At 31.7% G+C, this 21,653-nt stretch carries 23 protein-coding genes and 1 riboswitch; of the genes, 17 read left to right on the forward strand and 6 right to left on the reverse strand.

Annotated elements, in window-relative coordinates:
- Positions 1 to 153 precede the first annotated feature (153 nt).
- Positions 154 to 249: a stressosome-associated protein Prli42 gene (gene prli42, locus HMPREF3265_RS12675; protein WP_176744141.1), complete on the reverse strand. Its 96-nt coding sequence runs from the start codon at positions 247 to 249 to the stop codon at positions 154 to 156.
- A 157-nt stretch (positions 250 to 406) separates the two neighbouring features.
- On the opposite strand from prli42, the gene HMPREF3265_RS09670 reads away from it, so the two are divergent.
- From HMPREF3265_RS09670 to HMPREF3265_RS12480, 5 genes are all read left to right on the forward strand, one after another.
- The gene (locus HMPREF3265_RS09670; RefSeq protein WP_070861545.1) at positions 407 to 1,534 is read left to right on the forward strand and encodes a M20/M25/M40 family metallo-hydrolase; all 1,128 of its coding nucleotides are present in this window, start codon (positions 407 to 409) and stop codon (positions 1,532 to 1,534) included.
- Positions 1,535 to 1,607: 73 nt separating this feature from the next.
- Complete coding sequence (gene gndA / locus HMPREF3265_RS09675; RefSeq protein WP_070442887.1) at positions 1,608 to 3,014, forward strand: NADP-dependent phosphogluconate dehydrogenase; 1,407 nt, start codon at positions 1,608 to 1,610, stop codon at positions 3,012 to 3,014.
- Positions 3,015 to 3,189: 175 nt separating this feature from the next.
- Positions 3,190 to 4,185, forward strand: coding sequence for a LacI family DNA-binding transcriptional regulator (locus HMPREF3265_RS09680; protein ID WP_070861548.1), 996 nt, complete (start codon positions 3,190 to 3,192; stop codon positions 4,183 to 4,185).
- 12 nt (positions 4,186 to 4,197) lie between these two features.
- Positions 4,198 to 5,844: a glycoside hydrolase family 13 protein gene (locus HMPREF3265_RS09685; RefSeq protein ID WP_059776565.1), complete on the forward strand. Its 1,647-nt coding sequence runs from the start codon at positions 4,198 to 4,200 to the stop codon at positions 5,842 to 5,844.
- Between the two features lie 171 nt (positions 5,845 to 6,015).
- Positions 6,016 to 6,111: a type I toxin-antitoxin system Fst family toxin gene (locus HMPREF3265_RS12480; protein ID WP_107609979.1), complete on the forward strand. Its 96-nt coding sequence runs from the start codon at positions 6,016 to 6,018 to the stop codon at positions 6,109 to 6,111.
- A 161-nt stretch (positions 6,112 to 6,272) separates the two neighbouring features.
- Here HMPREF3265_RS12480 and HMPREF3265_RS09690 read toward each other — a convergent pair whose 3' ends face one another.
- Both HMPREF3265_RS09690 and zwf read right to left on the reverse strand, forming a co-directional pair.
- Positions 6,273 to 7,136 carry an AraC family transcriptional regulator gene (locus HMPREF3265_RS09690; protein ID WP_033079852.1) on the reverse strand — a complete coding sequence of 288 codons (864 nt, stop codon included), beginning with the start codon at positions 7,134 to 7,136 and terminating at the stop codon, positions 6,273 to 6,275.
- Between the two features lie 283 nt (positions 7,137 to 7,419).
- Positions 7,420 to 8,904: a glucose-6-phosphate dehydrogenase gene (zwf, locus tag HMPREF3265_RS09695; RefSeq protein ID WP_070861551.1), complete on the reverse strand. Its 1,485-nt coding sequence runs from the start codon at positions 8,902 to 8,904 to the stop codon at positions 7,420 to 7,422.
- 235 nt (positions 8,905 to 9,139) lie between these two features.
- On the opposite strand from zwf, the gene rnz reads away from it, so the two are divergent.
- Positions 9,140 to 10,060, forward strand: coding sequence for a ribonuclease Z (gene rnz / locus HMPREF3265_RS09700; RefSeq protein WP_070861554.1), 921 nt, complete (start codon positions 9,140 to 9,142; stop codon positions 10,058 to 10,060).
- 113 nt (positions 10,061 to 10,173) lie between these two features.
- Here rnz and proC read toward each other — a convergent pair whose 3' ends face one another.
- Positions 10,174 to 10,989, reverse strand: a complete 816-nt coding sequence (gene proC, locus HMPREF3265_RS09705) for a pyrroline-5-carboxylate reductase (RefSeq protein ID WP_033079849.1) — start codon at positions 10,987 to 10,989, stop codon at positions 10,174 to 10,176.
- A gap of 200 nt (positions 10,990 to 11,189) precedes the next feature.
- Between proC and HMPREF3265_RS09710 the strand changes: the two genes are divergently transcribed.
- Both HMPREF3265_RS09710 and HMPREF3265_RS09715 read left to right on the forward strand, forming a co-directional pair.
- Positions 11,190 to 11,945, forward strand: a complete 756-nt coding sequence (locus HMPREF3265_RS09710) for an SDR family NAD(P)-dependent oxidoreductase (protein ID WP_033079848.1) — start codon at positions 11,190 to 11,192, stop codon at positions 11,943 to 11,945.
- A gap of 14 nt (positions 11,946 to 11,959) precedes the next feature.
- Positions 11,960 to 12,202, forward strand: a complete 243-nt coding sequence (locus tag HMPREF3265_RS09715; protein WP_070442904.1) for a hypothetical protein — start codon at positions 11,960 to 11,962, stop codon at positions 12,200 to 12,202.
- Between the two features lie 102 nt (positions 12,203 to 12,304).
- Here the strand turns inward: HMPREF3265_RS09715 and HMPREF3265_RS09720 are convergent, their stop codons facing one another.
- On the reverse strand, positions 12,305 to 13,213 hold the full coding sequence (locus HMPREF3265_RS09720) for an aldo/keto reductase (RefSeq protein ID WP_070861556.1): 909 nt from the start codon (positions 13,211 to 13,213) through the stop codon (positions 12,305 to 12,307).
- Between the two features lie 81 nt (positions 13,214 to 13,294).
- Between HMPREF3265_RS09720 and HMPREF3265_RS09725 the strand changes: the two genes are divergently transcribed.
- The 3 genes from HMPREF3265_RS09725 to xerD all read left to right on the forward strand — a co-directional run bounded on the left by HMPREF3265_RS09725 (position 13,295) and on the right by xerD (position 15,376).
- A complete protein-coding gene (locus HMPREF3265_RS09725) occupies positions 13,295 to 13,837 on the forward strand; it encodes an NUDIX hydrolase (RefSeq protein WP_037537035.1) in 543 nt (180 codons plus the stop codon).
- Between the two features lie 104 nt (positions 13,838 to 13,941).
- The gene (locus tag HMPREF3265_RS09730) at positions 13,942 to 14,388 is read left to right on the forward strand and encodes a ferric iron uptake transcriptional regulator (protein ID WP_011275714.1); all 447 of its coding nucleotides are present in this window, start codon (positions 13,942 to 13,944) and stop codon (positions 14,386 to 14,388) included.
- 100 nt (positions 14,389 to 14,488) lie between these two features.
- Positions 14,489 to 15,376, forward strand: coding sequence for a site-specific tyrosine recombinase XerD (xerD, locus tag HMPREF3265_RS09735; protein WP_070442911.1), 888 nt, complete (start codon positions 14,489 to 14,491; stop codon positions 15,374 to 15,376).
- 103 nt (positions 15,377 to 15,479) lie between these two features.
- On the opposite strand, the gene HMPREF3265_RS09740 is transcribed toward xerD, so the two are convergent.
- Positions 15,480 to 16,001, reverse strand: coding sequence for a DUF309 domain-containing protein (locus HMPREF3265_RS09740; RefSeq protein WP_070861558.1), 522 nt, complete (start codon positions 15,999 to 16,001; stop codon positions 15,480 to 15,482).
- A 93-nt stretch (positions 16,002 to 16,094) separates the two neighbouring features.
- Between HMPREF3265_RS09740 and HMPREF3265_RS09745 the strand changes: the two genes are divergently transcribed.
- From HMPREF3265_RS09745 to HMPREF3265_RS09770, 6 genes are all read left to right on the forward strand, one after another.
- The gene (locus HMPREF3265_RS09745) at positions 16,095 to 16,826 is read left to right on the forward strand and encodes a segregation and condensation protein A (protein WP_070442916.1); all 732 of its coding nucleotides are present in this window, start codon (positions 16,095 to 16,097) and stop codon (positions 16,824 to 16,826) included.
- Positions 16,819 to 17,358 carry an SMC-Scp complex subunit ScpB gene (gene scpB / locus HMPREF3265_RS09750; RefSeq protein WP_070861559.1) on the forward strand — a complete coding sequence of 180 codons (540 nt, stop codon included), beginning with the start codon at positions 16,819 to 16,821 and terminating at the stop codon, positions 17,356 to 17,358. The genes HMPREF3265_RS09745 and scpB overlap by 8 nt, the downstream gene beginning before the upstream one ends.
- Positions 17,355 to 18,092: a pseudouridine synthase gene (locus tag HMPREF3265_RS09755; RefSeq protein ID WP_011275719.1), complete on the forward strand. Its 738-nt coding sequence runs from the start codon at positions 17,355 to 17,357 to the stop codon at positions 18,090 to 18,092. Before scpB ends, HMPREF3265_RS09755 begins: the two co-directional genes overlap by 4 nt.
- Positions 18,093 to 18,243: 151 nt before the next feature.
- Entirely contained in the window at positions 18,244 to 18,969 is a 726-nt protein-coding gene (locus HMPREF3265_RS09760) for a response regulator (protein WP_037550503.1), read from the forward strand.
- Positions 18,950 to 20,719: an ATP-binding protein gene (locus HMPREF3265_RS09765; protein ID WP_070861562.1), complete on the forward strand. Its 1,770-nt coding sequence runs from the start codon at positions 18,950 to 18,952 to the stop codon at positions 20,717 to 20,719. Before HMPREF3265_RS09760 ends, HMPREF3265_RS09765 begins: the two co-directional genes overlap by 20 nt.
- Positions 20,720 to 20,855: 136 nt before the next feature.
- Positions 20,856 to 20,982, forward strand: a riboswitch (FMN riboswitch).
- A 64-nt stretch (positions 20,983 to 21,046) separates the two neighbouring features.
- Positions 21,047 to 21,598: an ECF transporter S component gene (locus HMPREF3265_RS09770; RefSeq protein WP_070581646.1), complete on the forward strand. Its 552-nt coding sequence runs from the start codon at positions 21,047 to 21,049 to the stop codon at positions 21,596 to 21,598.
- Positions 21,599 to 21,653: the final 55 nt, after the last annotated feature.

Consider the following 21,653-nt stretch of genomic DNA (forward strand, 5'->3'; position numbering starts at 1 on the left):
AATGGCACTTAATATAAGAAAAGTAACAGCTCAATGAGCTGAAAGTAATTAAAAACATTATAAAAAAGACAATTTCTATATTATTTCAATAGAAATTGTCTTTATTTACTTATCCTGGAACTTTATGTCCCGGACTCTTTTTTATTGCGAAGATTAATACATTAGTGGCACTAAACTTGTGAGTAGTAATGCTGCCACAATTGCAATCAACATTACAATTATTATAATTCTTAACACTTTATTATTCACTATTTGACGCTCCTTATTTAAAAACACTTACATAATACGCTTTACTTAATATATAAATTAACCATAAATGATTTTTATACAAATGGCAATCAATTTATTTTTGATATTGTAGAAAATTAGTTAAAATAGAAATCAAACGAGAAAGGGGTTTGTCATAATGATAAACAGTCAACGATTACTTGAAACATTTTTAGAATTAGTCCAAATAAATTCTGAAACAGGACATGAGGAAGTCATTCAACCCATTTTAAAAAAGAAATTTGAAGAACTAGGTTTAAATGTAATTGAAGATCATGCATCAGAAAAGTCATGGTTAGGTGCTAACAATCTTATATGTACTTTACCAGCCACTAGTGCGAAAGAAGATGTGTCTAAAATTTACTTCACTAGTCACATGGACACTGTTATACCTGGAATAAATATTAAACCTCAAATTAAAGAGGATGGATATATTTATTCTGATGGTAGTACTATTCTAGGTGCTGATGATAAGGCGGGATTAGCAGCAGTAATTGAAACCATTCAATATCTTAATGAAAATGAAATTCCACATGGCCAAATCCAATTTATTATTACTGTTGGTGAGGAATCTGGTCTTAAAGGTGCTAAAGAACTAGATTCAACATACATTGACGCTGAGTTTGGTTATGCAATTGATGCTAGTCAACCCGTTGGCACAACAGTAGTAGGAGCACCAACTCAAATGGTAATAAACACGATTATTTTAGGAAAAACAGCTCATGCTAGTACACCTTCAGAAGGAATTAGTGCAATAAACATTGCTGCAAAAGCTATTAGTCGCATGAAGCTAGGACAAATTGATGACTATACTACTGCTAATATAGGTAAATTTCATGGTGGCTCTGCTACAAATATCGTTGCTGATGAAGTAGTTTTAGAAGCTGAGGCACGCTCTCATGATAATCAAAGTATTGAACAACAAGTCACTCATATGAAGGAAACATTCGAGACTACCGCACAAGAATTAGGTGGTGAAGCAAAAGTTATCATCGAGAAGAGCTACCCTGGTTTTAAATTAGAAAATGATGACAAAGTAACTCAATTTGCTACTAATAGTGCTAGAGAACTTGGATTAGCAGGGGATACTGTTATTGCTGGAGGCGGATCAGATGGCAGTATTATTAATACATTTGGAATCCCTACAGTCATTTTAGGTGTGGGCTATGAACATATTCATACAACATCTGAACGTATTTCAGTGAATTCACTTAATCAATTAGCAAAACAAATTGTCAAAATTATTGAGTTAGTAGCTAAATCGTAATTTAGTTTAGTGAAGTACTTTCGACTTTTATGATACAATACTATTGAAAAATTGAATGAGAGAGGTAAGTAATATGACTCAACAAATAGGTGTAGTAGGTTTAGCAGTAATGGGTAAAAACCTCGCTTGGAACATTGAATCACGTGGTTATAGCGTTTCTGTATATAACCGTTCAAGCGAAAAAACAGATGAAATGGTTAATGAATCTAAAGGTAAACAAATCCACCCAACATATTCTTTGGAAGAATTTGTTAATTCATTAGAAAAGCCACGTAAAATTTTATTAATGGTTAAAGCAGGTCCTGCAACAGATGCAACAATTGACAGTTTACTTCCATTATTAGATGATGATGACATTTTAATTGATGGTGGTAACACTAATTATCAAGATACAATCCGTCGTAATAAAGCCTTAGCTGAAAGTGGTATTAACTTTATTGGCATGGGTGTATCTGGTGGTGAAGTAGGTGCCCTTACTGGTCCTTCATTAATGCCAGGTGGTCAAGAAGCAGCTTATAATAAAGTGAGTGATATACTAGATGCAATTGCTGCAAAAGCTAAAGATGGTGCATCATGTGTAGAATATATTGGACCAAATGGTGCCGGCCACTATGTTAAGATGGTTCATAATGGTATTGAATATGCAGATATGCAACTTATAGCAGAGAGCTATGCGATGATGAAAGATTTATTAGGTATGTCACATGAAGACATCTCTAAGACATTTAAAGAATGGAATGCTGGTGAATTAGAAAGTTATTTGATTGAAATCACTGGTGATATCTTCACTAAATTAGATGATGACAATGAAGCACTTGTCGAAAAGATCTTAGACACTGCGGGTCAAAAAGGTACAGGTAAATGGACTTCTATCAATGCCTTAGAATTAGGTATTCCTTTAACGATTATCACTGAATCAGTATTTGCTCGTTTCATTTCATCAATTAAACAAGAACGTGTGAATGCTTCTAAGGAATTAAACGGTCCTAAAGCAGAATTTATTGGTAATAAAGATGAATTCTTAGAAAAAATCCGTAAAGCTTTATATATGAGTAAAATTTGTTCATACGCACAAGGATTTGCGCAAATGCGTAAAGCTAGTGAAGAAAATGAATGGAATTTAAAATTAGGCGATTTAGCAATGATATGGCGTGAAGGTTGTATTATTCGTGCTCAATTCTTACAAAAAATTAAAGACGCATATGATAACAACTCAGAATTACAAAACCTTTTATTAGATCCTTATTTCAAAGGTATTGTCACAGAATATCAAGATGCATTGAGAGATGTAGTAGCAACAGGTGTACGTAACGGCGTACCAACACCTGGATTCTCTGCCAGCGTAAACTACTATGATAGTTATCGCTCTGAAAATTTACCAGCAAACTTAATTCAAGCACAACGTGACTATTTCGGTGCACATACGTATGAACGTAAAGATAAAGAAGGTATCTTCCATACTCAATGGGTTGAAGAGTAATCACATACTAGTTACAGAAGTAAACCAATTCAATGGTTTACTTCTTTTTTAAAAATTATGCAAACGATTGCACAAAATGATTGACTTCCTAATACGAATTCTATACCATGAAAATATAAGATGATTGAAAGCGTTTACTAAAGTTTAAAGATTGAGGTGATATACAACGGTTACAATTAAAGATGTTGCCAAAGAGGCTAATGTAGCTACATCTACAGTATCGAGGGTGATACGGAACAATGCGAAAATTAGTGAGGCAACTTCAAATAAAGTCAAAGCGGCTATGTCCAAATTAGGATACATACCCAATCAAGCGGCAAGAACATTAATAACAAATAAAACAATGACCATTGGATTAATACAGAAAAGTTCCACTCCTGAAATACGTCAAAATCCATTTAATAGTGACGTTCTTAATGGTATTAATCAGGCATGTAATGTAAGAGGCTATTCAACTAGAATGACTGTGTCGGAAAATAGCAGGGACTTATATCATGAAGTAAAAACAATGATTCAATCTAAAAGTGTGGATGGATTTATTCTTTTATATTCATTGAAAGATGATCCTATTGAGCACCTACTTTATGAGTTTAAAGTTCCTTATCTTATAATTGGGAAATCTTTGAACTACGAAAATATAATACATATTGATAATAATAATATCGATGCAGCTTATCAATTAACACAATATTTATATCATTTAGGACACCGCCATATATTATTTTTACAAGAATCTGGACATTATGCAGTTACAGAAGACAGAACAGTAGGATTTAAACAATACTGTGACAACGTTAAACTTTCAAATGACTGTATCGTAATAAAGTCCATGAATGATTTACGTGATTGTATAAAGCAATATTGTATTGATGCTAGTCATACGCCTTCAGTGATTATAACGTCTGATGCTATGTTAAATATGCAATTATTAAATGTGCTTTATGAATATCAACTACGCATTCCAGAGGATGTACAAACTGCCACGTTTAATACATCTTTTCTCACTGAAAATGCAACACCATCTCAAACAAGCGTAAACATTAACCCAGATGTATTAGGCCTCACAGCAGGCAATACAATCATTGATGTATTAAGAAATGAAACTATTTCTTTTAGAAAAAAATTGATTTCAACTCAAATAGTTGAAAGGGTATCAACTACAAAAATATAAAGGAGCATAATTATGAATAAAAATTGGTGGAAAGAAGCAGTAGCGTATCAAGTTTATCCAAGAAGTTTTAATGATACTAACAATGATGGTATTGGTGATTTACCAGGTGTAATCGAAAAATTAGACTATCTTAAAGACTTAGGTATTGATGTTATATGGCTAAGTCCAATGTATAAATCACCTAATGATGATAATGGATATGATATCAGTGATTATCAAGATATTATGGATGAATTTGGTACAATGGAAGATTTTGATCGTCTATTAAAAGGTGTACATGACCGTGGTATGAAACTAATATTAGATTTAGTCGTTAACCATACATCTGATGAGCATCCTTGGTTTATTGAATCAAAATCTAGTAAAGAGAACCCTAAAAGAGACTGGTACATATGGGCAGACCCTAAAGATGATGGTTCTGAACCAAATAATTGGGAGAGCATTTTTAATGGTTCAACATGGCAATTTGATGAAACAACTAATCAATATTACTTCCATTTATTTAGTAAAAAACAACCAGATTTAAATTGGGATAATCCAGAAGTACGTGAATCAGTATTCAACATGATGAATTGGTGGTTTGAAAAGGGTATTGATGGATTCCGTGTCGATGCTATTACACATATCAAGAAAACATTTGAAGCTGGTGACTTACCTGTACCAGAAGGAAAAAAATATGCTCCAGCCTTTGATGTAGATATGAATCAACCTGGTATTCACAATTGGCTACAAGAAATGAAAGATGAGTCACTAAGCCAATATGATATTATGACTGTTGGAGAAGCCAACGGTGTAACTCCAGATAATGCAGAAGAGTGGGTTGGAGAAGATAAAGGTAAATTCAATATGATCTTCCAATTTGAACATTTAGGTTTATGGAGTACTGGTGATTCTCAATTTGACGTTAAATCATATAAAGAGGTGTTAAATCGCTGGCAAAAGAGACTAGAAGGAATTGGTTGGAATGCACTTTTCATAGAAAACCATGATCAACCTCGTCGTGTATCAACTTGGGGTAACGATAAAGATTACTGGTTTGAATCTGCTACAAGCCATGCCGTTGTGTATTTCTTACAGCAAGGTACACCTTTTATCTATCAAGGACAAGAAATTGGTATGACCAATTATCCTTTTGAAAGTATTGAAACGTTTAATGATGTTGCGGTTAGAAATGAATATAAAATTGTAAAAGAACAAGGTGGAGACGTTGATCAATTATTAGATAAGTATAGAATGGAAAATCGTGATAATTCTCGTACACCTATGCAATGGAATGATTCTACAAATGGTGGCTTCACAGAGGGAAAACCTTGGTTCCCTGTTAATCCAAATTATAGAGATATTAATGTAGCTCATCAATTAGAAGACGAGCATTCTGTACTTAATTTTTACAAAAAATTGATTCAATTAAAGAAATCTCATGAAATTTATACGTACGGACAGTTTGATTTAATTGATGCAGAAAATGAAAATGTGTTTGCTTATACTAGGCAATTAGAAGGCAAAACTGTAGTGGTTGCAGGTAACTTAACTGATAAACAAAGTTCATTAACATTACCTTTTGATATCGATGAGAATGCAATCAAATTACATAACTACAATAGTCAATTAGATTCAAAATCACTTAAGCCATTCGAAGCATTTGTAGCAGAAATTTAATTCATAAGCAATATTAGGACATACTTTTTTGTCCTAACCTCGTTTTCTTTTGAAAAATAAAAAATCATTTTACGGCCGTAAATAATACATGACTCATATATTAGAGATGATATAATAAATAAGTCGCCTATCTCTCAGGCGTTTATCTATACGCAGAGAGGGGGTGCTAAAATGGCAGATATTCTTGTGCACATCGTAGCCACAGTAACAAGTGGTTGTATTGTTGCGTTATTTTCGTATTGGCTTCGAAACCGTAACAATAAGTAAATAGGCGACAAGCCACACCAAAAAAATCCCCTCACTACTGGCATAGTGAGGGGATTGGTGCATAAAATGCAGATATTCTTGTTAGTTATATTATAACACTTATCGTTATAGATTTGCAAAAAGATATGGTGCTTTGATTAGAGAATGTATTTCTTTGATATTTACAAATCATAATTTTCTTGTTCAATTGGCAACCATAATTGAATTTTAGTGAATGGGTCCTCAAATGAGACATCAAAGGGATATATTTCAACATATAAGCTATCTCTTTCATAAGGTAAAGTAAGTTGTAAACTTGATTCGATATAATACCAAGCTTCATTAACCGCATAGTCTATTTCACCTTGGAGATTAAATTTCGCATAATGTCTTCCAGGTAATATTCTACTTTCTAAATGAGATGGATATCTATCACTTGGAACACCAATAAATAATTCCAATCCATTATCTAATGGACAAGTGATTACAAACAACTCATATGGACTTATGTTATTATACCTTTTTAAATCTTTTATTTTACCATCAAGAATTAAATCTTCTAAAAAATCAGGAACTTTATAAGGATTAGATAAATTATTTGCTTCAATATAACGTACATAACCTACTAATGCTATATCTTCCGTGGTATCTAGTCTATATGGATAAGGTGCTCGTTCAGTAGTTGTCAACTTTATATATAAACGTTCTTGTAATTTTAATTCATCTTTTTTTGTAGATGCTTGAATTGGTGAAATTCCATGAAAATCACTAAAATCATTCGCAAAATCATTTGAACTATGATAGTTATACTTTTTTGCGACATCTACTAACCTCGAAGAACTTTGAACCATTTCTTTAGCAGCTGCAGTCATTTTTCTTGCGTGTGCGTAATGTTCAGGTGATTGTCCAACAATCATTTTAAATGATTGATCAAGATGGTAAGGAGAAAGACCAACGTAATCACTCAAATCTTGCAAATTAAACGGCTCTAATAAACGATCTTCGATAAATACAATTGCCTGTTGTATCTGCTTGATAACGTCCAAAACTCTCACTCCAATAAATTTACAATCATTAACTTTTATTTTACCTTATTTTTAGAAAATATACATCTTAACATGTGCCATATTGAAAATTTTTTAATAGAAAAGGGTGGTAGGTCAGAATTTAAAATCAATTCATTGTCCCACCACCAAAAGAATGACTATAGTTGAAAGAGGCTGGCTATAAGCACATGCTCAATTTAGGTAGCTACTATTAAAATAATACTTGAACTCAAAATATTACTTTAGTCCAGAAGGCTTCACTATAGGCTTATCAATTGTCTATTTATTGTATATCATCCCACCAATGATTACCATCTCTACTTAATAGTAAATCACTTTCTAATGGTCCATTTGTACCTGACTCATAGTTAGGGAAGTTAGGTTCATTCATTGTCCATTCATCTTGTATAACATCAACAAACTTCCATGTAGATTTTAATTCTTCCCAATGTGTAAAGTTTGTAGCATCACCTTTTAAACAATCGAATAATAAATTTTCATAGGCATCCACAGTGTTCATCTTATCTTGAGCACTCATTGCATATGATAATTGAACGGGTTCTGTATCAATACCTTGGATGTTCTTTTTCGCGTTTAAATGAAGTGATATACCCTCATTAGGTTGAATATTAATAACTAATAAGTTTGAATCCAACAATTTATCGGTCTGATAGTATAAGTTCATTGGTACTTCTTTGAACTCAACTACAACTTGAATCGATTTAGATTTCATACGTTTTCCCGTTCTAATATAGAAAGGTACACCAGCCCAACGGAAGTTATCAATTGTTAGTCGGCCTGATACAAAAGTTGGAGTATTTGAATCTTCGGCTACTCGATCTTCCTCTCGATAGGCAATGACTTTTTCACCATCAATAAATCCTTCATCATACTGTCCACGTACAAAATTTTGTTTTACTTCTTGAGGTTCAAGCTGTCTAAGTGATTTCAATACTTTAACTTTTTCAGCACGTATATCTTCACTATTTAAGCTAATTGGCGCTTCCATAGCTAAAAGGGCCACCATTTGTAACATATGATTTTGTACCATATCTTTTAATGCGCCACTAGATTCATAATAACCTCCACGGTCCTCAACACCTAATACTTCTGAGGATGTTACTTGAATGTTTGAAATATATTTATTATTCCATAATGGTTCAAACATCGCATTTGAAAAGCGTAAGACTTCTATATTTTGAACCATATCTTTACCTAAATAATGATCAATTCTGTATATTTCTTCTTCTTTAAATGAGCGTCTTAATTGATTGTTTAATTGCTCAGCCGATTTTAAATCACTGCCAAATGGTTTTTCAATAACTAATCGTTTAAAACCAGTAGTATCAGTTAAACCAGATGATTTTAAGTAATCCGAAATAATACCAAAGAATTGAGGTGCCATTGCTAAATAAAATAAGCGATTTCCTTTTAACTGATATTGTGAATCTAATTCATTTGAAAAACTCAATAATGAATAATAACTTTGTTCATCACTTACATCATGTTTAAAATAATAGACATGTTCCATAAATGCATCTATTTGATCCGTATCTTTGACATGCTTTTGGATAGAACTTTTAACTTGTTCACGAAAGACTTCGTTCGTGTAATCTCTACGTCCAATTCCAATTATTGCAATATGTTCATCTAAATTATCTTGTTGAAATAAATGGAATAGTGATGGAAATAATTTTCTATGACTTAAATCTCCGGTAGCACCGAAAATAGTAATTAAACAAGGAATATGTTTAGAATGTTTACTCAAGTTCAAAACCTCAATTCTATTAATACTATGATTGTATTATTATAAATTATATTTGCACCGCTTCAAACTGATTTGCCTAATATTTATTATTTTGCTAGGGCACTTATATAATGGAATGATGCACAATTTAATATCATTATAACTCAAAATGTATCTAATGCATTTATTTTATGTCTTTTTATAGCAAAAATAATCACATATGATAAAATATAATGAAGGAAAAGGAGGCATATGCATGGAAGTTACATTCTTCGGAACAAGTGCTGGGTTACCTACTAAAGAGAGAAATACTCAAGCTATAGCTTTGAACCTTGAACCTTTTTCGAATAGTATATGGCTATTTGATGTCGGAGAGGGCACACAACATCAAATTTTACATCATTCAATTAAGCTAGGAAAAGTTGACCATATTTTTATAACGCATATGCACGGAGATCATATTTTCGGATTGCCTGGACTACTTACAAGCCGTTCTTTTCAAGGTGGAGAAAACAAACCACTGACAGTTATTGGTCCTAGAGGTTTACAGCAATTTATTGAGACTACACTAAGATTATCTGAATCTCATCTAAACTATCCGATTACTTATATAGAAATTGATAATCATTTCACATATCATCATAAAGGATTCTCAATTAGTGCACATTTGTTAAATCATGGTATCCCTTCTTATGGTTATCGCATTGAATCTCCGACGACACCAGGAACAATTGATGTTGAGGCACTTAAATCTATTGGTTTATATCCTGGACCAAAATATCAAGAAGTAAAATCTTATGATAATTTTGAATATGAAGGACAAGTATATAATTCGGATGATTTCAAAGGGCCAGCTAAACCCGGACCAATTATATCCATCTTTGGTGATACAAAACCATGTCAGTCGGAATTAAGCATTGCTAAAGATTCTGATGTAATGATTCATGAAGCTACATACATTGAAGGCGAAAAAACATTAGCAAATAATTATCACCATAGTCATATTGAAGATGTTTTTGAATTAATAAAACAAGCTAATGTAAAAAGAAGCTTAATCACACATTTAAGTAATCGCTATAATCACGAGAATATTCAACTTATTAAACAACAATTAAAGACACATGAAGACGTTCCAAATTTTGAATTTGTTAAAGATTTTGATACGTTTAAAATTTAATAACTACTAATTCTTTAACTCTTTAAAGTAAGTATAATTAAAATTACAAAGTAAGAGACTAGGATATAGAAGTCACAGAGAAATCATTATCCTAGTCTCTTTTACAGTAAAATTTAATTATCTTCATTTTTAGATAATTCAACGCTACGATGAACTGCTGCATTCAAACAATCCTTAAAGATTGCTTCAATATCATGTTGAGCTAATGCATTTAAACCCGCTTGAGTTGTTCCACCTTTAGAAGTAATATTTTTACGCAACTGTTCCATACTTAAATCTGATCTTTCAATCATCTTACTTGTACCAATAATTAAATTTTTAATTGATTCTTCAACTTGATCTTTCTCAAGACCTAAATCTGTACCTGCTTTAACATATTGTTCAAAGACATGATATAAAAATGCAGGACCGCTTCCTGTAATCGCAGTTACTTGATGTAAGTGGTCTTCATCCACCTCAATTACTGAACCAAAAGCATTTACTAAATCGATAACCTCTTCCTTTGATTTAGGTCCAAAATTTCCTGAAAAGCTGATACCTGTTACAGAATGACCAACTTGTGCATTTGTATTAGGCATAATTCGAGCGATAGGATTTTCAACATGTAATTGTTCCTGAATATAATTGATAGGTAAACCAGCCATAATAGAAATAAAGCGATTGTTTTCATTGATGTATGGTTGAATTCTTTGTGCTACTTTTTCGAAATCATAAGGTTTAGAACCTAAGAAGACATAATCTGCGTCTTGTAATAAGTTTTCATCATCGTAGCTGTATTCAACACCTAATTCCTCAGCGAAATTTTTTAACGCTTCTTCATTCGATTTATTTGTTAAGTATATATCATGTGACTTTAATTTTTTTGAATTTATTATACCTTTGAAGATTGCTTGTGCCATATTTCCTGCACCATAAAATACTAATTTCATTGACAACATCATCCTCACTCTTTAATTTATAAAACCATAGTAACATATTAGTAGCACTTTTTTTATAAAAGTTAGTGCACTATACGCATGAGCTTTAGTTCAGGTAATCCCGGGGCACTTCTTTTTATATAATAGATAACTTTATGTATGAAATGATTTAGGTTATTATAATCTTAATCATAATTAAAGAGGGTATTACTATGTTAGGTAAACATTATATCGTTACTGGAGGCACTAGTGGATTGGGGCTTGAAATCACTAAGCAACTTATCAAAAAAGGGGCTAATGTTACAATTCTTGCTAGGAACAAAGAAAAGTATAAACAAATCAATTTCAAACCATTTGAAAAAAGAGTACAAATGCTAACTTGTGATTTGCAAGATAAAAATGCTATTAGCATGTTACCACAATATATCGATACTCAAATTGACGGTATCATTTATAGTGCTGGGCTTGGGTATTTTAAATCGATAAGTCAACATTCCACTAATGAAATGTTAGAAACTTACGAAGTTAATATCATCGGTTTTAATTTATTACTGCATGCCTTACTGCCATATTTATCCAAACATGCGAGTATTGTAGGGATTTCGAGTCAAGCAGCATTCATCACACAAGCAAATGCGGCTTATTATGGTGCATCTAAAGCGGCTTTTAATGCAGTTCTAAATGCACTTCGTTTAGAACATCCATCTTACCATGTCATGTTAGTTAATCCCGGACCTGTTCGAACGCCTTTTCACGAAAAAGCAGATCCAAGTCTCGCATATGCACATAAGTATGACGCAATGATGTTAGATCCAACACTATTAGCTAAAGATATTATTGACGGTATTATTAAACGTAAATGTGAAATCAATCAACCTAAATGGATGCACTCCGCTTTAAAATTTTATCAATTATGCCCTAGATTTCTTGAATCGCTTTTTCCATTTTTATTTAAGAACAAACAGTAAATAGGAGTGATTGTATGTTATGTTGTGTGAACCGAGACGTCAAACAATGTATTGAGAATGTGAATACACTATCATCACAATCAATTTTTACTATTACAGATTTATTAGGACAAGACTATTATGATTCATTAGATTCTGCCGAACAATCATTTATAGATTTCAAATTTCATGAGCTAATATTAAGAGGAGAAATCATGAATGTAGTCATTAAAGAAGAAAGTGAACATGATAAACATAGGTATTTAAAGCAATATTAAATTAAATCAATTTAAATTGAAACAAAAGGTGTTTAGGACAAGTTTTTAATTTATTGTCCCTAACACCTAAGAGATTATTAAAAAACTAATTAAGTATGTTATCTATTTTAAATGTTGAGTATATTCTAAGTTCTTCACTCTTTCTCGAGCTGCTTTCACTTGATCAAGACTTACTTTTTTATTGTAATTATTAACGTTTTCTTCTAATTGTTGTGGCGAACTAGCGCCAACGATAATTGCGCCAAGTGCATCATGAGATTTTAAATATTCAAAAGATAAAGCACTAAGATTACTTTCTATTTCTTTAACAGAAGCAATCGTTTCTCCTAAATCATGATGTGTATAATCAAATATGCCCTCACTAAATTTATGATCTAAAGCATCAATACTATTGGAAGTTAACAACCCTTTAAATACGGGTCCGCGTGCTAACACTTTAACGCCTTTCGCATGGATGTCACTCAATAATTGTTCTGGACGATTATCAATTAAATTAAATTGCGACATAATTGTCTCGATTTCACTATGTTTTAAATAATAATCAATAACATTTGGGCGTATTGAAGAAATACCATATGCCTTAATGATACCTTCTTGCTTTAATTCATTAAATGCACTAATCGTTTCATCCAATGGATCATCTATTGTACCACCATGCAATTGATATAAATCTATATGATCTAGTCCTAATCGTTTTAATGATCCCTTTACACTTTCTTTAATATATTTCTTAGAAGGGTCCCATGTTGTACCTCCATCTTCAGTAGGGCGATTTCCAACTTTTGTTCCAATTACAATATCATCACGATTTTGATATTTTTTTAAAGCTTTGCCCACAATTTCTTCATTAGTCCCTCTATCATAAATATCAGCAGTATCAAAGTAAGTGATACCACTTTCGATTGCTTTTTCAATGATAGGTTCAGCACTAGCATACTCTGTACCTAAACTCATACAACCTAACCCTAATTCTGAAATTTCGATGCCACTCTTTAAAATATTCTTTTGCATGTCCAATCTCCTTCCGATAAACTTTAGGTAACGCATTCATCTTACCAATTTATATAATGAATTGAAAGGGACGTGAATTTAATGGAATTTAATGAAAAGACGTTTGATAGAACAGTAATTTATAATGGCAAAATTATAGATTTAGAAATTCATGATGTGGAGTTGCCTGATGGCAATACTTCTAGAAGGGAATTAGTCTACCATAACGGTGCAGTGGCAGTCTGTGCAATAACGCCTAATGATGAAGTATTACTTGTTAAGCAATTTCGTAAACCAGTTGAAAAAGCTTTGTTAGAAATACCCGCTGGAAAATTAGAACAAGATGAAGTTCGTGAAGAGGCTGCCAAACGAGAATTAGAAGAAGAAACAGGTTATGTGGCAAATAATTTAGAATTTATAACAGACATGTATGGTTGTCCTGGATTCACAAATGAAAAACTCACTATATACTTCAGCAATAATCTAAGCGAAGGGCAACTTAACCTAGATGAAGATGAGTTTGTTGAATTGCATAAAGTACCGATTTCAGATATAAAAGCATTGCTTGATAATCATGAAATAGAAGATGCTAAAACCATAATTGGTTTACAATATATATTATTAAATTATAATCATTCTAATTAAGTGCTGTAAAGCTCTTGCATTTAATTGAAAATATTGGTAATTTAGTAATTGAAATATTTTCAATTTAAAATGATTATAATTATTGATAGAGGAGTGTCGCTCCCATGGAAGAACGATTAAATCGAGTTAAACAACAATTACAACAATCTTCATATAAATTAACACCACAAAGAGAAGCCACAGTACGAGTTCTAATTGAAAATGAAAAGGATCACCTAAGCGCGGAAGATGTTTATTTAAAAGTGAAAGACAAAGCACCTGAAATTGGACTAGCAACTGTTTATAGAACATTAGAACTTTTAGCTGAAATAAAAGTAGTTGACAAAATTAATTTTGGTGATGGTGTTGCACGCTTTGATTTAAGAAAAGAGGGCGCTAAACACTTCCATCACCATTTAGTGTGTATGGAATGTGGTAAAGTTGATGAAATTCATGAAGACTTATTACCTCAAGTTGAAGAAAGAGTAGAAACAGAATATAACTTTAAAATTCTTGATCACAGATTAACTTTTCACGGCGTTTGCGCTGAATGCCAAGCTAAAGGAAAATAGATTAACTTATAGACTAGGACAATTTTAAATCATTGTCTTAGTCTTTCTTAATACTTTTACATAAAAATGATTTTGAGTTTATTCAAATAGAGGTGTTGTCATGGAAACAATTATCGAGGAATATTTAAAATTTATACAAATTGAAAAAGGTTTAAGTGAAAATACGATTGGCGCTTATCGCAGAGATTTGAAAAAATATCAATTATATATGCAAGAACAAAAAATTGCTCATATTGATTTTATAGATAGACAAACAATACAAGAATGCCTTGGTTCTCTAATAGATCAAGGCGCGTCCGCAAAATCTATTGCAAGATTTATTTCAACAATACGTAGTTTTCATCAATTTGCTTTACGCGAAAAATATGCTGCTAAAGATCCCACCGTTTTAATTGAAACGCCTAAGTACGAAAAAAAACTTCCAGATGTTTTAGATGTTGAAGAAGTAATTCAGTTACTAGAAACACCGGATTTAACTAAAAATAATGGGTATCGCGATCGTACAATTTTAGAATTATTATACGCAACAGGCATGCGTGTTACTGAATTAATACAAATTGAGATAGACGATGTCAACTTAATTATGGGATTTGTTAAAGTTTTCGGTAAAGGGAACAAAGAGAGAATCATTCCTTTAGGTGACACTGTCATTGAATATTTAGATACTTATATCAATACTGTTAGACCTCAATTACTTAAAAAAACGGTAACGAATGTACTGTTTTTGAACTTGCATGGTCGACCTTTGACACGTCAAGGTATATGGAAGCTAATTAAACAATATGGTTTAAGAGCGAATATTACTAAAACTTTGACCCCACACACATTAAGACACTCGTTTGCTACTCATTTATTAGAAAATGGCGCAGATTTACGAGCAGTTCAAGAGATGTTAGGTCATTCTGATATTTCTACTACTCAGTTATATACACATGTTTCTAAAACTCAAATCAGACAGATGTATAACCAATTTCATCCGAGAGCCTAGACCACAAATAAATACTCTTAAATTGGGAGTGGATTAAGAATACTTTCATAAAAGTTTCCAAAAAGATATTTTATAATTAATGTAAGTCGAGCTACACTAAATTTTATTTTAAATCTTTTCCACTCCTAATATTTTGTTTTTCAATCATCGCTTGATGTCTTGCACTGATTACATCACTTCTATCTCGTTTTTTATGATGATTAATTATATATTCATCTTGAGTTAAAAGTGTTGTAAATTTGTAATCTGGATAAGTATCAATAATCTGTTTTTCAAAAATATTATTTATCGGTATGTATACAGGTTTAAAAGATTTTGAATCTTCAATGGATTTAATTTGACTTAAAATTAATGTTTTATAATCTTGCTCATTAAGTTGCAACAACGTTTTATCATTTGCTTTTTCAAAAGTGCTCAATGACTTTTTCAAAGTTACAAGTGCACCTTTTGTATTACCTCTTCTATAATGGTACATAGCAGTTGAAAATAAAATTAAACTCACTATGCCATCCTTTTTAGAAAAATTTATATTTGATTTCCATGCTTCTTCCAAAATATCATGACATAAGAAATAATGTTGGTGTTTGTGAAAATAATAATAAAAATCGATTAAGGCTTTGTCCAATCCATCTCATCCTTAATTTAATGTTTGTATTATTCATGCTATAATATTTTAGGAAATTATGCACGATAGAGATTCAATATGAGGACGATTAATATGTATGAAGTAAAATTAGATGCCTTTAATGGCCCATTAGATTTGCTACTCCACTTAATTCAAAAATATGAAATTGATATTTATGATATACCAATGAAATCATTAACAGAGCAATATATGCAATACGTCCACGCTATGAAGCAACTAGAAATTAATGTAGCTAGTGAATATTTAGTTATGGCTTCAGAGCTATTAATGATAAAAAGTAAATTATTACTCCCTCAACATGATGTAGACGATAACCTTGAAGAAGATCCTCGTGAAGATTTGGTAGGGCGATTAATTGAATATCAAAATTATAAAGAATACACACAATTGTTAACTGAGAAAAAAGAAGAGCGAGAGCACTATTTTACTAAACACCCAACTGACCTATCCCATCTTGAGAAAAACGTAACATGGGATGAAAGCCAAACCTTAGATTTAACAGATTTAATTGTTGCTTATCAACGCGTTAAAAGCAGATTAGCTCTTAATAAACCTAAGACAGTTGAAATAATTAAAGAAAGTTTCACTATTCAACAAGCTACTGAAAAGGTAACTACACAATTAAAGCATCATACATCTTTTAATTTCTTCAGTTTATTTACTTTTAGCGAGCCAATAGAACAGGTGGTTACTCACTTTTTAGCTATATTGGAGATGTCTAAATCAGGAGTAATTAACATAGAACAAGTTAGAAATTTTGATGATATACGTATCATTAGAGGAGTGAATTTTAATATTGGATAAACACGGAATCATAGAAGCATTACTATACACAGCTGGGGATGAAGGGCTTGACGAAAAGCAATTATTAGAAATTCTCGATATTAATCAAGCTAAATTATCTGAATTAATTTCATCATACACCTCTAGTGGTTTAATAATTCAAAAATTTGGTTCAACATATATTTTAACTTCAAAAAAAGGAGCTTCACCTTATATCGAACAATTAATTGAACAAAAATCTAATATGAAATTATCTCAAGCTGCAATGGAAACATTATCAATTATTGCGTATAATCAGCCATTGAGTCGTAGTGACATAGAATTAATTAGAGGAATTAATTCTGATGGTGCAGTTAGAACATTAATTGCACGTGGATTAATTGAAGCTAAAGATGTAGAAAATTCTCGTAGTCATGCTTTACAAACAACGGATTTGTTTTTAAATGTATTTGGAATAGAAAAAATGGAAGATTTACCAACAACTGAAGAAGATGAAGAAGAAATGGAAGATTTCTTTAGTAATTTAGTAAATCAAAAAGGAGATACAAAATGAGTAAAGAATTAGAAAGGCTTCAAAAACGAATTGCTAATAGTGGATACACTTCACGAAGAAAAGCTGAAACTTTAATTACCGAAGGCAAAGTTAAAGTTAACGGGCAAACCGTAACTGAATTAGGTACTAAAGTAAAAAGTTCTGATACAGTTGAGGTTGAAGGAATTAAAATTGAACAAGAAGACAAAATGTATATTTTGTTCTATAAACCAACTCAAGTTATAACAAGTGTGTCTGACGATAGAGGACGAACTGTGGTTACTGACTACTTTAAAGATTTAGAGACAAGAATTTATCCTGTTGGTAGATTAGATTATGATACATCAGGATTATTGTTACTTACTAATGATGGCGAATTTACAAACTTAATGACTCATCCAAGATATCATATTCAAAAAAAATATGTGGCTAAATTAAAAGGTTACCTCATGAGAGAAGAAGTTAAAGCTTTAGAAAATGGAATTGAACTTGAAGATGGTTTTACCCAACCAGCTCAAGTCAAAGTAAAAAAGCAAGATAAAGATAAAAATATTACACTTGTAGAAATCACTATTAGTGAAGGACGAAATCGACAAGTTCGTCGTATGTTCGAGCATTTTGGACATCAAGTTGATAAATTAACAAGAATTGAGTTCGGCAATTTGAACCTTAAAGGATTAAATGCAGGTGAGGGCAGAGTACTGACACCTCATGAAGTTAAAGTATTAAGACATATGGCAGAAAACGGAAAATAAATGAAGTATATTTTACAATAGCAAGAGAAATTAAATGATATTAATTTCTCTTGCTATTTTTTTCACAAAGTTAACTTTAAAGTAAAGCTTTCAATCATGCTGTATGCTATAATAATGAGTGAATTGAGCATGTGTAGGAGGTATAAACAAAATGACAAATGAAATATTAATTGTAGACGATGAGGATAGAATCAGAAGATTATTGAAACTATACCTAGAGAGAGAATCGTTTACGATTCATGAAGCAAGTAATGGCAAAGAAGCTTATAATCTTGCTATAGAAAATGACTATGCGTGCATACTTTTAGACTTGATGTTACCAGAAATGGAAGGTATTGAAGTAGCATCTAAGTTACGTGAACATAAAGACACACCTATTATTATGCTTACAGCTAAAGGCGAAGAAACAAATAGGGTAGAAGGATTTGAGTCTGGCGCAGATGATTATATCGTCAAACCATTCTCACCAAGAGAGGTTGTTTTAAGAGTAAAAGCATTATTACGTAGAACGCAATCTTCTAAACCTGAACAAAGTGAACCTCATGCAAGAGATGTTATTGAATTTAATCATTTAATTATTGATAATGATGCACATCGTGTATTAGCAGATAACCAACAAGTTAATTTAACTCCAAAAGAGTACGAATTACTTATTTATTTAGCTAAGACACCTAATAAAGTGTTTGATCGTGAACAACTTTTAAAAGAAGTATGGCATTATGAATTTTATGGTGATTTAAGAACAGTAGACACTCATGTTAAACGCCTGCGTGAGAAACTTAATCGTGTATCAGAAGATGCTGCACATATGATTCAAACTGTTTGGGGTGTTGGTTACAAATTCGAGGTAAAGTCTAATGACGAATCGACTAAATAGTGTGGTAATAAAACTGTGGTTAACTATACTTTTCATAGTAACGACAGTTTTAATTTTATTAAGTGCGGCATTAATTACTTTTATACAATACTACTACACACAACAAACTGAAAATGCTATAAGAGAAGATGCGTCTAGAATCAGCCACTTAGTTGAACAAGCTGATAATAAAACTTTAGCCATAGAACACAGCCAACAATTAATAGATGGATCAGGTGGCGTTATTATAATGGCTAATAAGTCTTCAAGTTTTAAAAGTTCAAATAGCAATACTAAAGACAAAATGCTTGAAGAGATACACAAGAATTCGCAATTCCAACGCGTCTTCTCTCAAGGAAAGTCTACCACTCAAAATATAACAATAAGTAATAACGGTAATTCCCATTCCTATATTTTGTTAGGCTATCCTATGAAAGCGCAAGAAAATGCAAATTCAAAATATAGTGCAGTATTCATTTATCAAGATTTAAAGTCTATTGAAGATACTAATAATGCAATTACCATTATCATTTTAATCACCGCCATTATATTTATCGCTATTTCAACAATATTTGCATTCTTTTTGTCAAATAGAATTACTAAACCTTTACGACAACTTAGAACTCAAGCTATTAATATTTCTAAAGGTGATTATTCAAAACAGACAAGTGTTTCAACTAAAGATGAGATAGGCGAATTATCACATACGTTTAATAATATGAGTTCTGAAATACAAGAGAATATAGAGGCACTTTCAACTCAAAAAAATATAAGAGATAGTTTGATTAATTCTATGATTGAAGGTGTATTGGGTTTAAATGATAAGAGGGAAGTTATTCTTTCAAATAAAATGGCTGACGATATTATTAAATCAATAGACAAAACTGTATATAAAGAAATTGAAAAGCAAATTGAAACTACATTTGTTTCAAAAGACACCGAATTCCAAGAATATGAGATTAACAATAAATATTACGTCATAATCATGAGTTATGTAGAGAGAATTCAACAAGATGGCCGTAGTGGAATTGTAGTCATTATAAGAGATATGACTAATGAACATAATTTAGATCAGATGAAGAAAGATTTCATTGCCAATGTTTCACATGAATTACGTACACCTATTTCGTTATTACAAGGTTACACTGAATCAATTGTAGATGGTATTGTAACCGAACCAGAAGAAATTCGAGATTCTTTATCAATTGTATTAGATGAAACGAAACGTTTAAATCGATTAGTAAATGAATTATTAAATGTGGCTCGCATGGATGCAGAGGGTTTAACTGTTAATAAAGAAAAACAACCCATTAAACCTTTACTATCTAAAATGCAAATGAAATATAAACAACAGGCTGATGATTTAGAATTAAATATGTCATTAGAACCAAACATCGGTGATGAATTATGGGAATACGATGCCGATCGCATAGACCAAGTTCTAACAAATTTAATTGACAATGCCACACGTTATACTCAACCAGGTGATTCAATATCAATTACAACAACTACGGATGATTCCTATCAAACGTTGTACATTAAAGATACTGGTAGCGGCATATCTCCAGAGCATATTGAACTCGTATTCGACAGATTTTATAAAGTAGAGGCTTCAAGAACTAGAGGTAAACAGGGAACTGGTTTAGGACTATTTATCTGTAAAATGATAATCGAAGAACATGGTGGTACTATTAAAGTTGAAAGTGAAGTAAACAAAGGTACAACATTCATAATTAAGTTACCAAAGCCTAAAAATAAATATACCTATTAATATATTTATTTTATCTAAGAGCAAACACCTTGTACTTAAGAATGGTGTATTGCTCTTTTTTAAATAAGTCTAAGCACCATTATTGCGCAATGCTTTCACATAAGGTAATATAAAAATTAAATTAATCAATTATATAATTCATCTTCGGGGTAGGGTGCAATTCCCAACCGGCAGTAAATTAAGCCTGCGACCCGCTTCTTTGAAGTGGCTGATTCAGTGGAAATCTGAAGCCGACAGTATAGTCTGGATGGGAGAAGATGGAGGTTTTTTTGTTGTGCAAAATTATCTCCTATTCTATGTAAGATGAATGAAAGGAGAAAATTAAATATGCAACAAAACAAACGTCTTATCACTATTAGCATGTTAAGTGCCATAGCGTTTATTTTAACATTCATTAAATTTCCGCTACCTTTTTTACCACCATACTTAACATTAGACTTTAGTGATGTTCCAACTTTATTAGCAACATTTCTTTTAGGTCCCATTGCTGGTATTTTAGTAGCACTTATCAAAAATATACTTAATTTTTTATTCAATATGGGAGATCCTGTTGGTCCAGTTGCCAATTTTTTAGCAGGTGTTAGTTTCCTGTTATCCGCTTATTATGTAACTAAGCGTCAAGGCCGTCATAGTGATACACCACGTTCATTGGTTGTGGGGCTAGCAATAGGTACTATAGTAATGACTATCGTACTTAGTATACTGAATTACTTTGTTTTACTTCCATTATATGGAATGATTTTTAATTTAGGTGATGTCTTTAACAATCTAAAAATTATCATTTTATCAGGAGTTATACCTTTCAATATTATAAAAGGTATCGTGATTTCAATTATATTTACGCTTTTATACAGAAGATTAAAACGCGTATTATCATAGAAAACCTCCTAATGTTGAACTAATTATGGCTCTACGTCAAATCGGACTGATGAGT

The organism is Staphylococcus sp. HMSC62B09 (genome assembly GCF_001839115.1).
Lineage (GTDB): Bacteria > Bacillota > Bacilli > Staphylococcales > Staphylococcaceae > Staphylococcus > Staphylococcus haemolyticus.

Coding starts and splice junctions, on each gene's coding strand:
- HMPREF3265_RS09670 (WP_070861545.1), top strand. CDS start 407: ATGATAAACAGTCAACGATTACTTGAAACATTTTTAGAATTAGTCCAA.
- gndA (WP_070442887.1), top strand. CDS start 1,608: ATGACTCAACAAATAGGTGTAGTAGGTTTAGCAGTAATGGGTAAAAAC.
- HMPREF3265_RS09685 (WP_059776565.1), top strand. CDS start 4,198: ATGAATAAAAATTGGTGGAAAGAAGCAGTAGCGTATCAAGTTTATCCA.
- HMPREF3265_RS12480 (WP_107609979.1), top strand. CDS start 6,016: ATGGCAGATATTCTTGTGCACATCGTAGCCACAGTAACAAGTGGTTGT.
- rnz (WP_070861554.1), top strand. CDS start 9,140: ATGGAAGTTACATTCTTCGGAACAAGTGCTGGGTTACCTACTAAAGAG.
- proC (WP_033079849.1), bottom strand. CDS start 10,989: ATGAAATTAGTATTTTATGGTGCAGGAAATATGGCACAAGCAATCTTC.
- HMPREF3265_RS09710 (WP_033079848.1), top strand. CDS start 11,190: ATGTTAGGTAAACATTATATCGTTACTGGAGGCACTAGTGGATTGGGG.
- HMPREF3265_RS09715 (WP_070442904.1), top strand. CDS start 11,960: ATGTTATGTTGTGTGAACCGAGACGTCAAACAATGTATTGAGAATGTG.
- HMPREF3265_RS09720 (WP_070861556.1), bottom strand. CDS start 13,213: ATGCAAAAGAATATTTTAAAGAGTGGCATCGAAATTTCAGAATTAGGG.
- HMPREF3265_RS09725 (WP_037537035.1), top strand. CDS start 13,295: ATGGAATTTAATGAAAAGACGTTTGATAGAACAGTAATTTATAATGGC.
- HMPREF3265_RS09730 (WP_011275714.1), top strand. CDS start 13,942: ATGGAAGAACGATTAAATCGAGTTAAACAACAATTACAACAATCTTCA.
- xerD (WP_070442911.1), top strand. CDS start 14,489: ATGGAAACAATTATCGAGGAATATTTAAAATTTATACAAATTGAAAAA.
- HMPREF3265_RS09745 (WP_070442916.1), top strand. CDS start 16,095: ATGTATGAAGTAAAATTAGATGCCTTTAATGGCCCATTAGATTTGCTA.
- HMPREF3265_RS09755 (WP_011275719.1), top strand. CDS start 17,355: ATGAGTAAAGAATTAGAAAGGCTTCAAAAACGAATTGCTAATAGTGGA.
- HMPREF3265_RS09760 (WP_037550503.1), top strand. CDS start 18,244: ATGACAAATGAAATATTAATTGTAGACGATGAGGATAGAATCAGAAGA.
- HMPREF3265_RS09765 (WP_070861562.1), top strand. CDS start 18,950: ATGACGAATCGACTAAATAGTGTGGTAATAAAACTGTGGTTAACTATA.
- HMPREF3265_RS09770 (WP_070581646.1), top strand. CDS start 21,047: ATGCAACAAAACAAACGTCTTATCACTATTAGCATGTTAAGTGCCATA.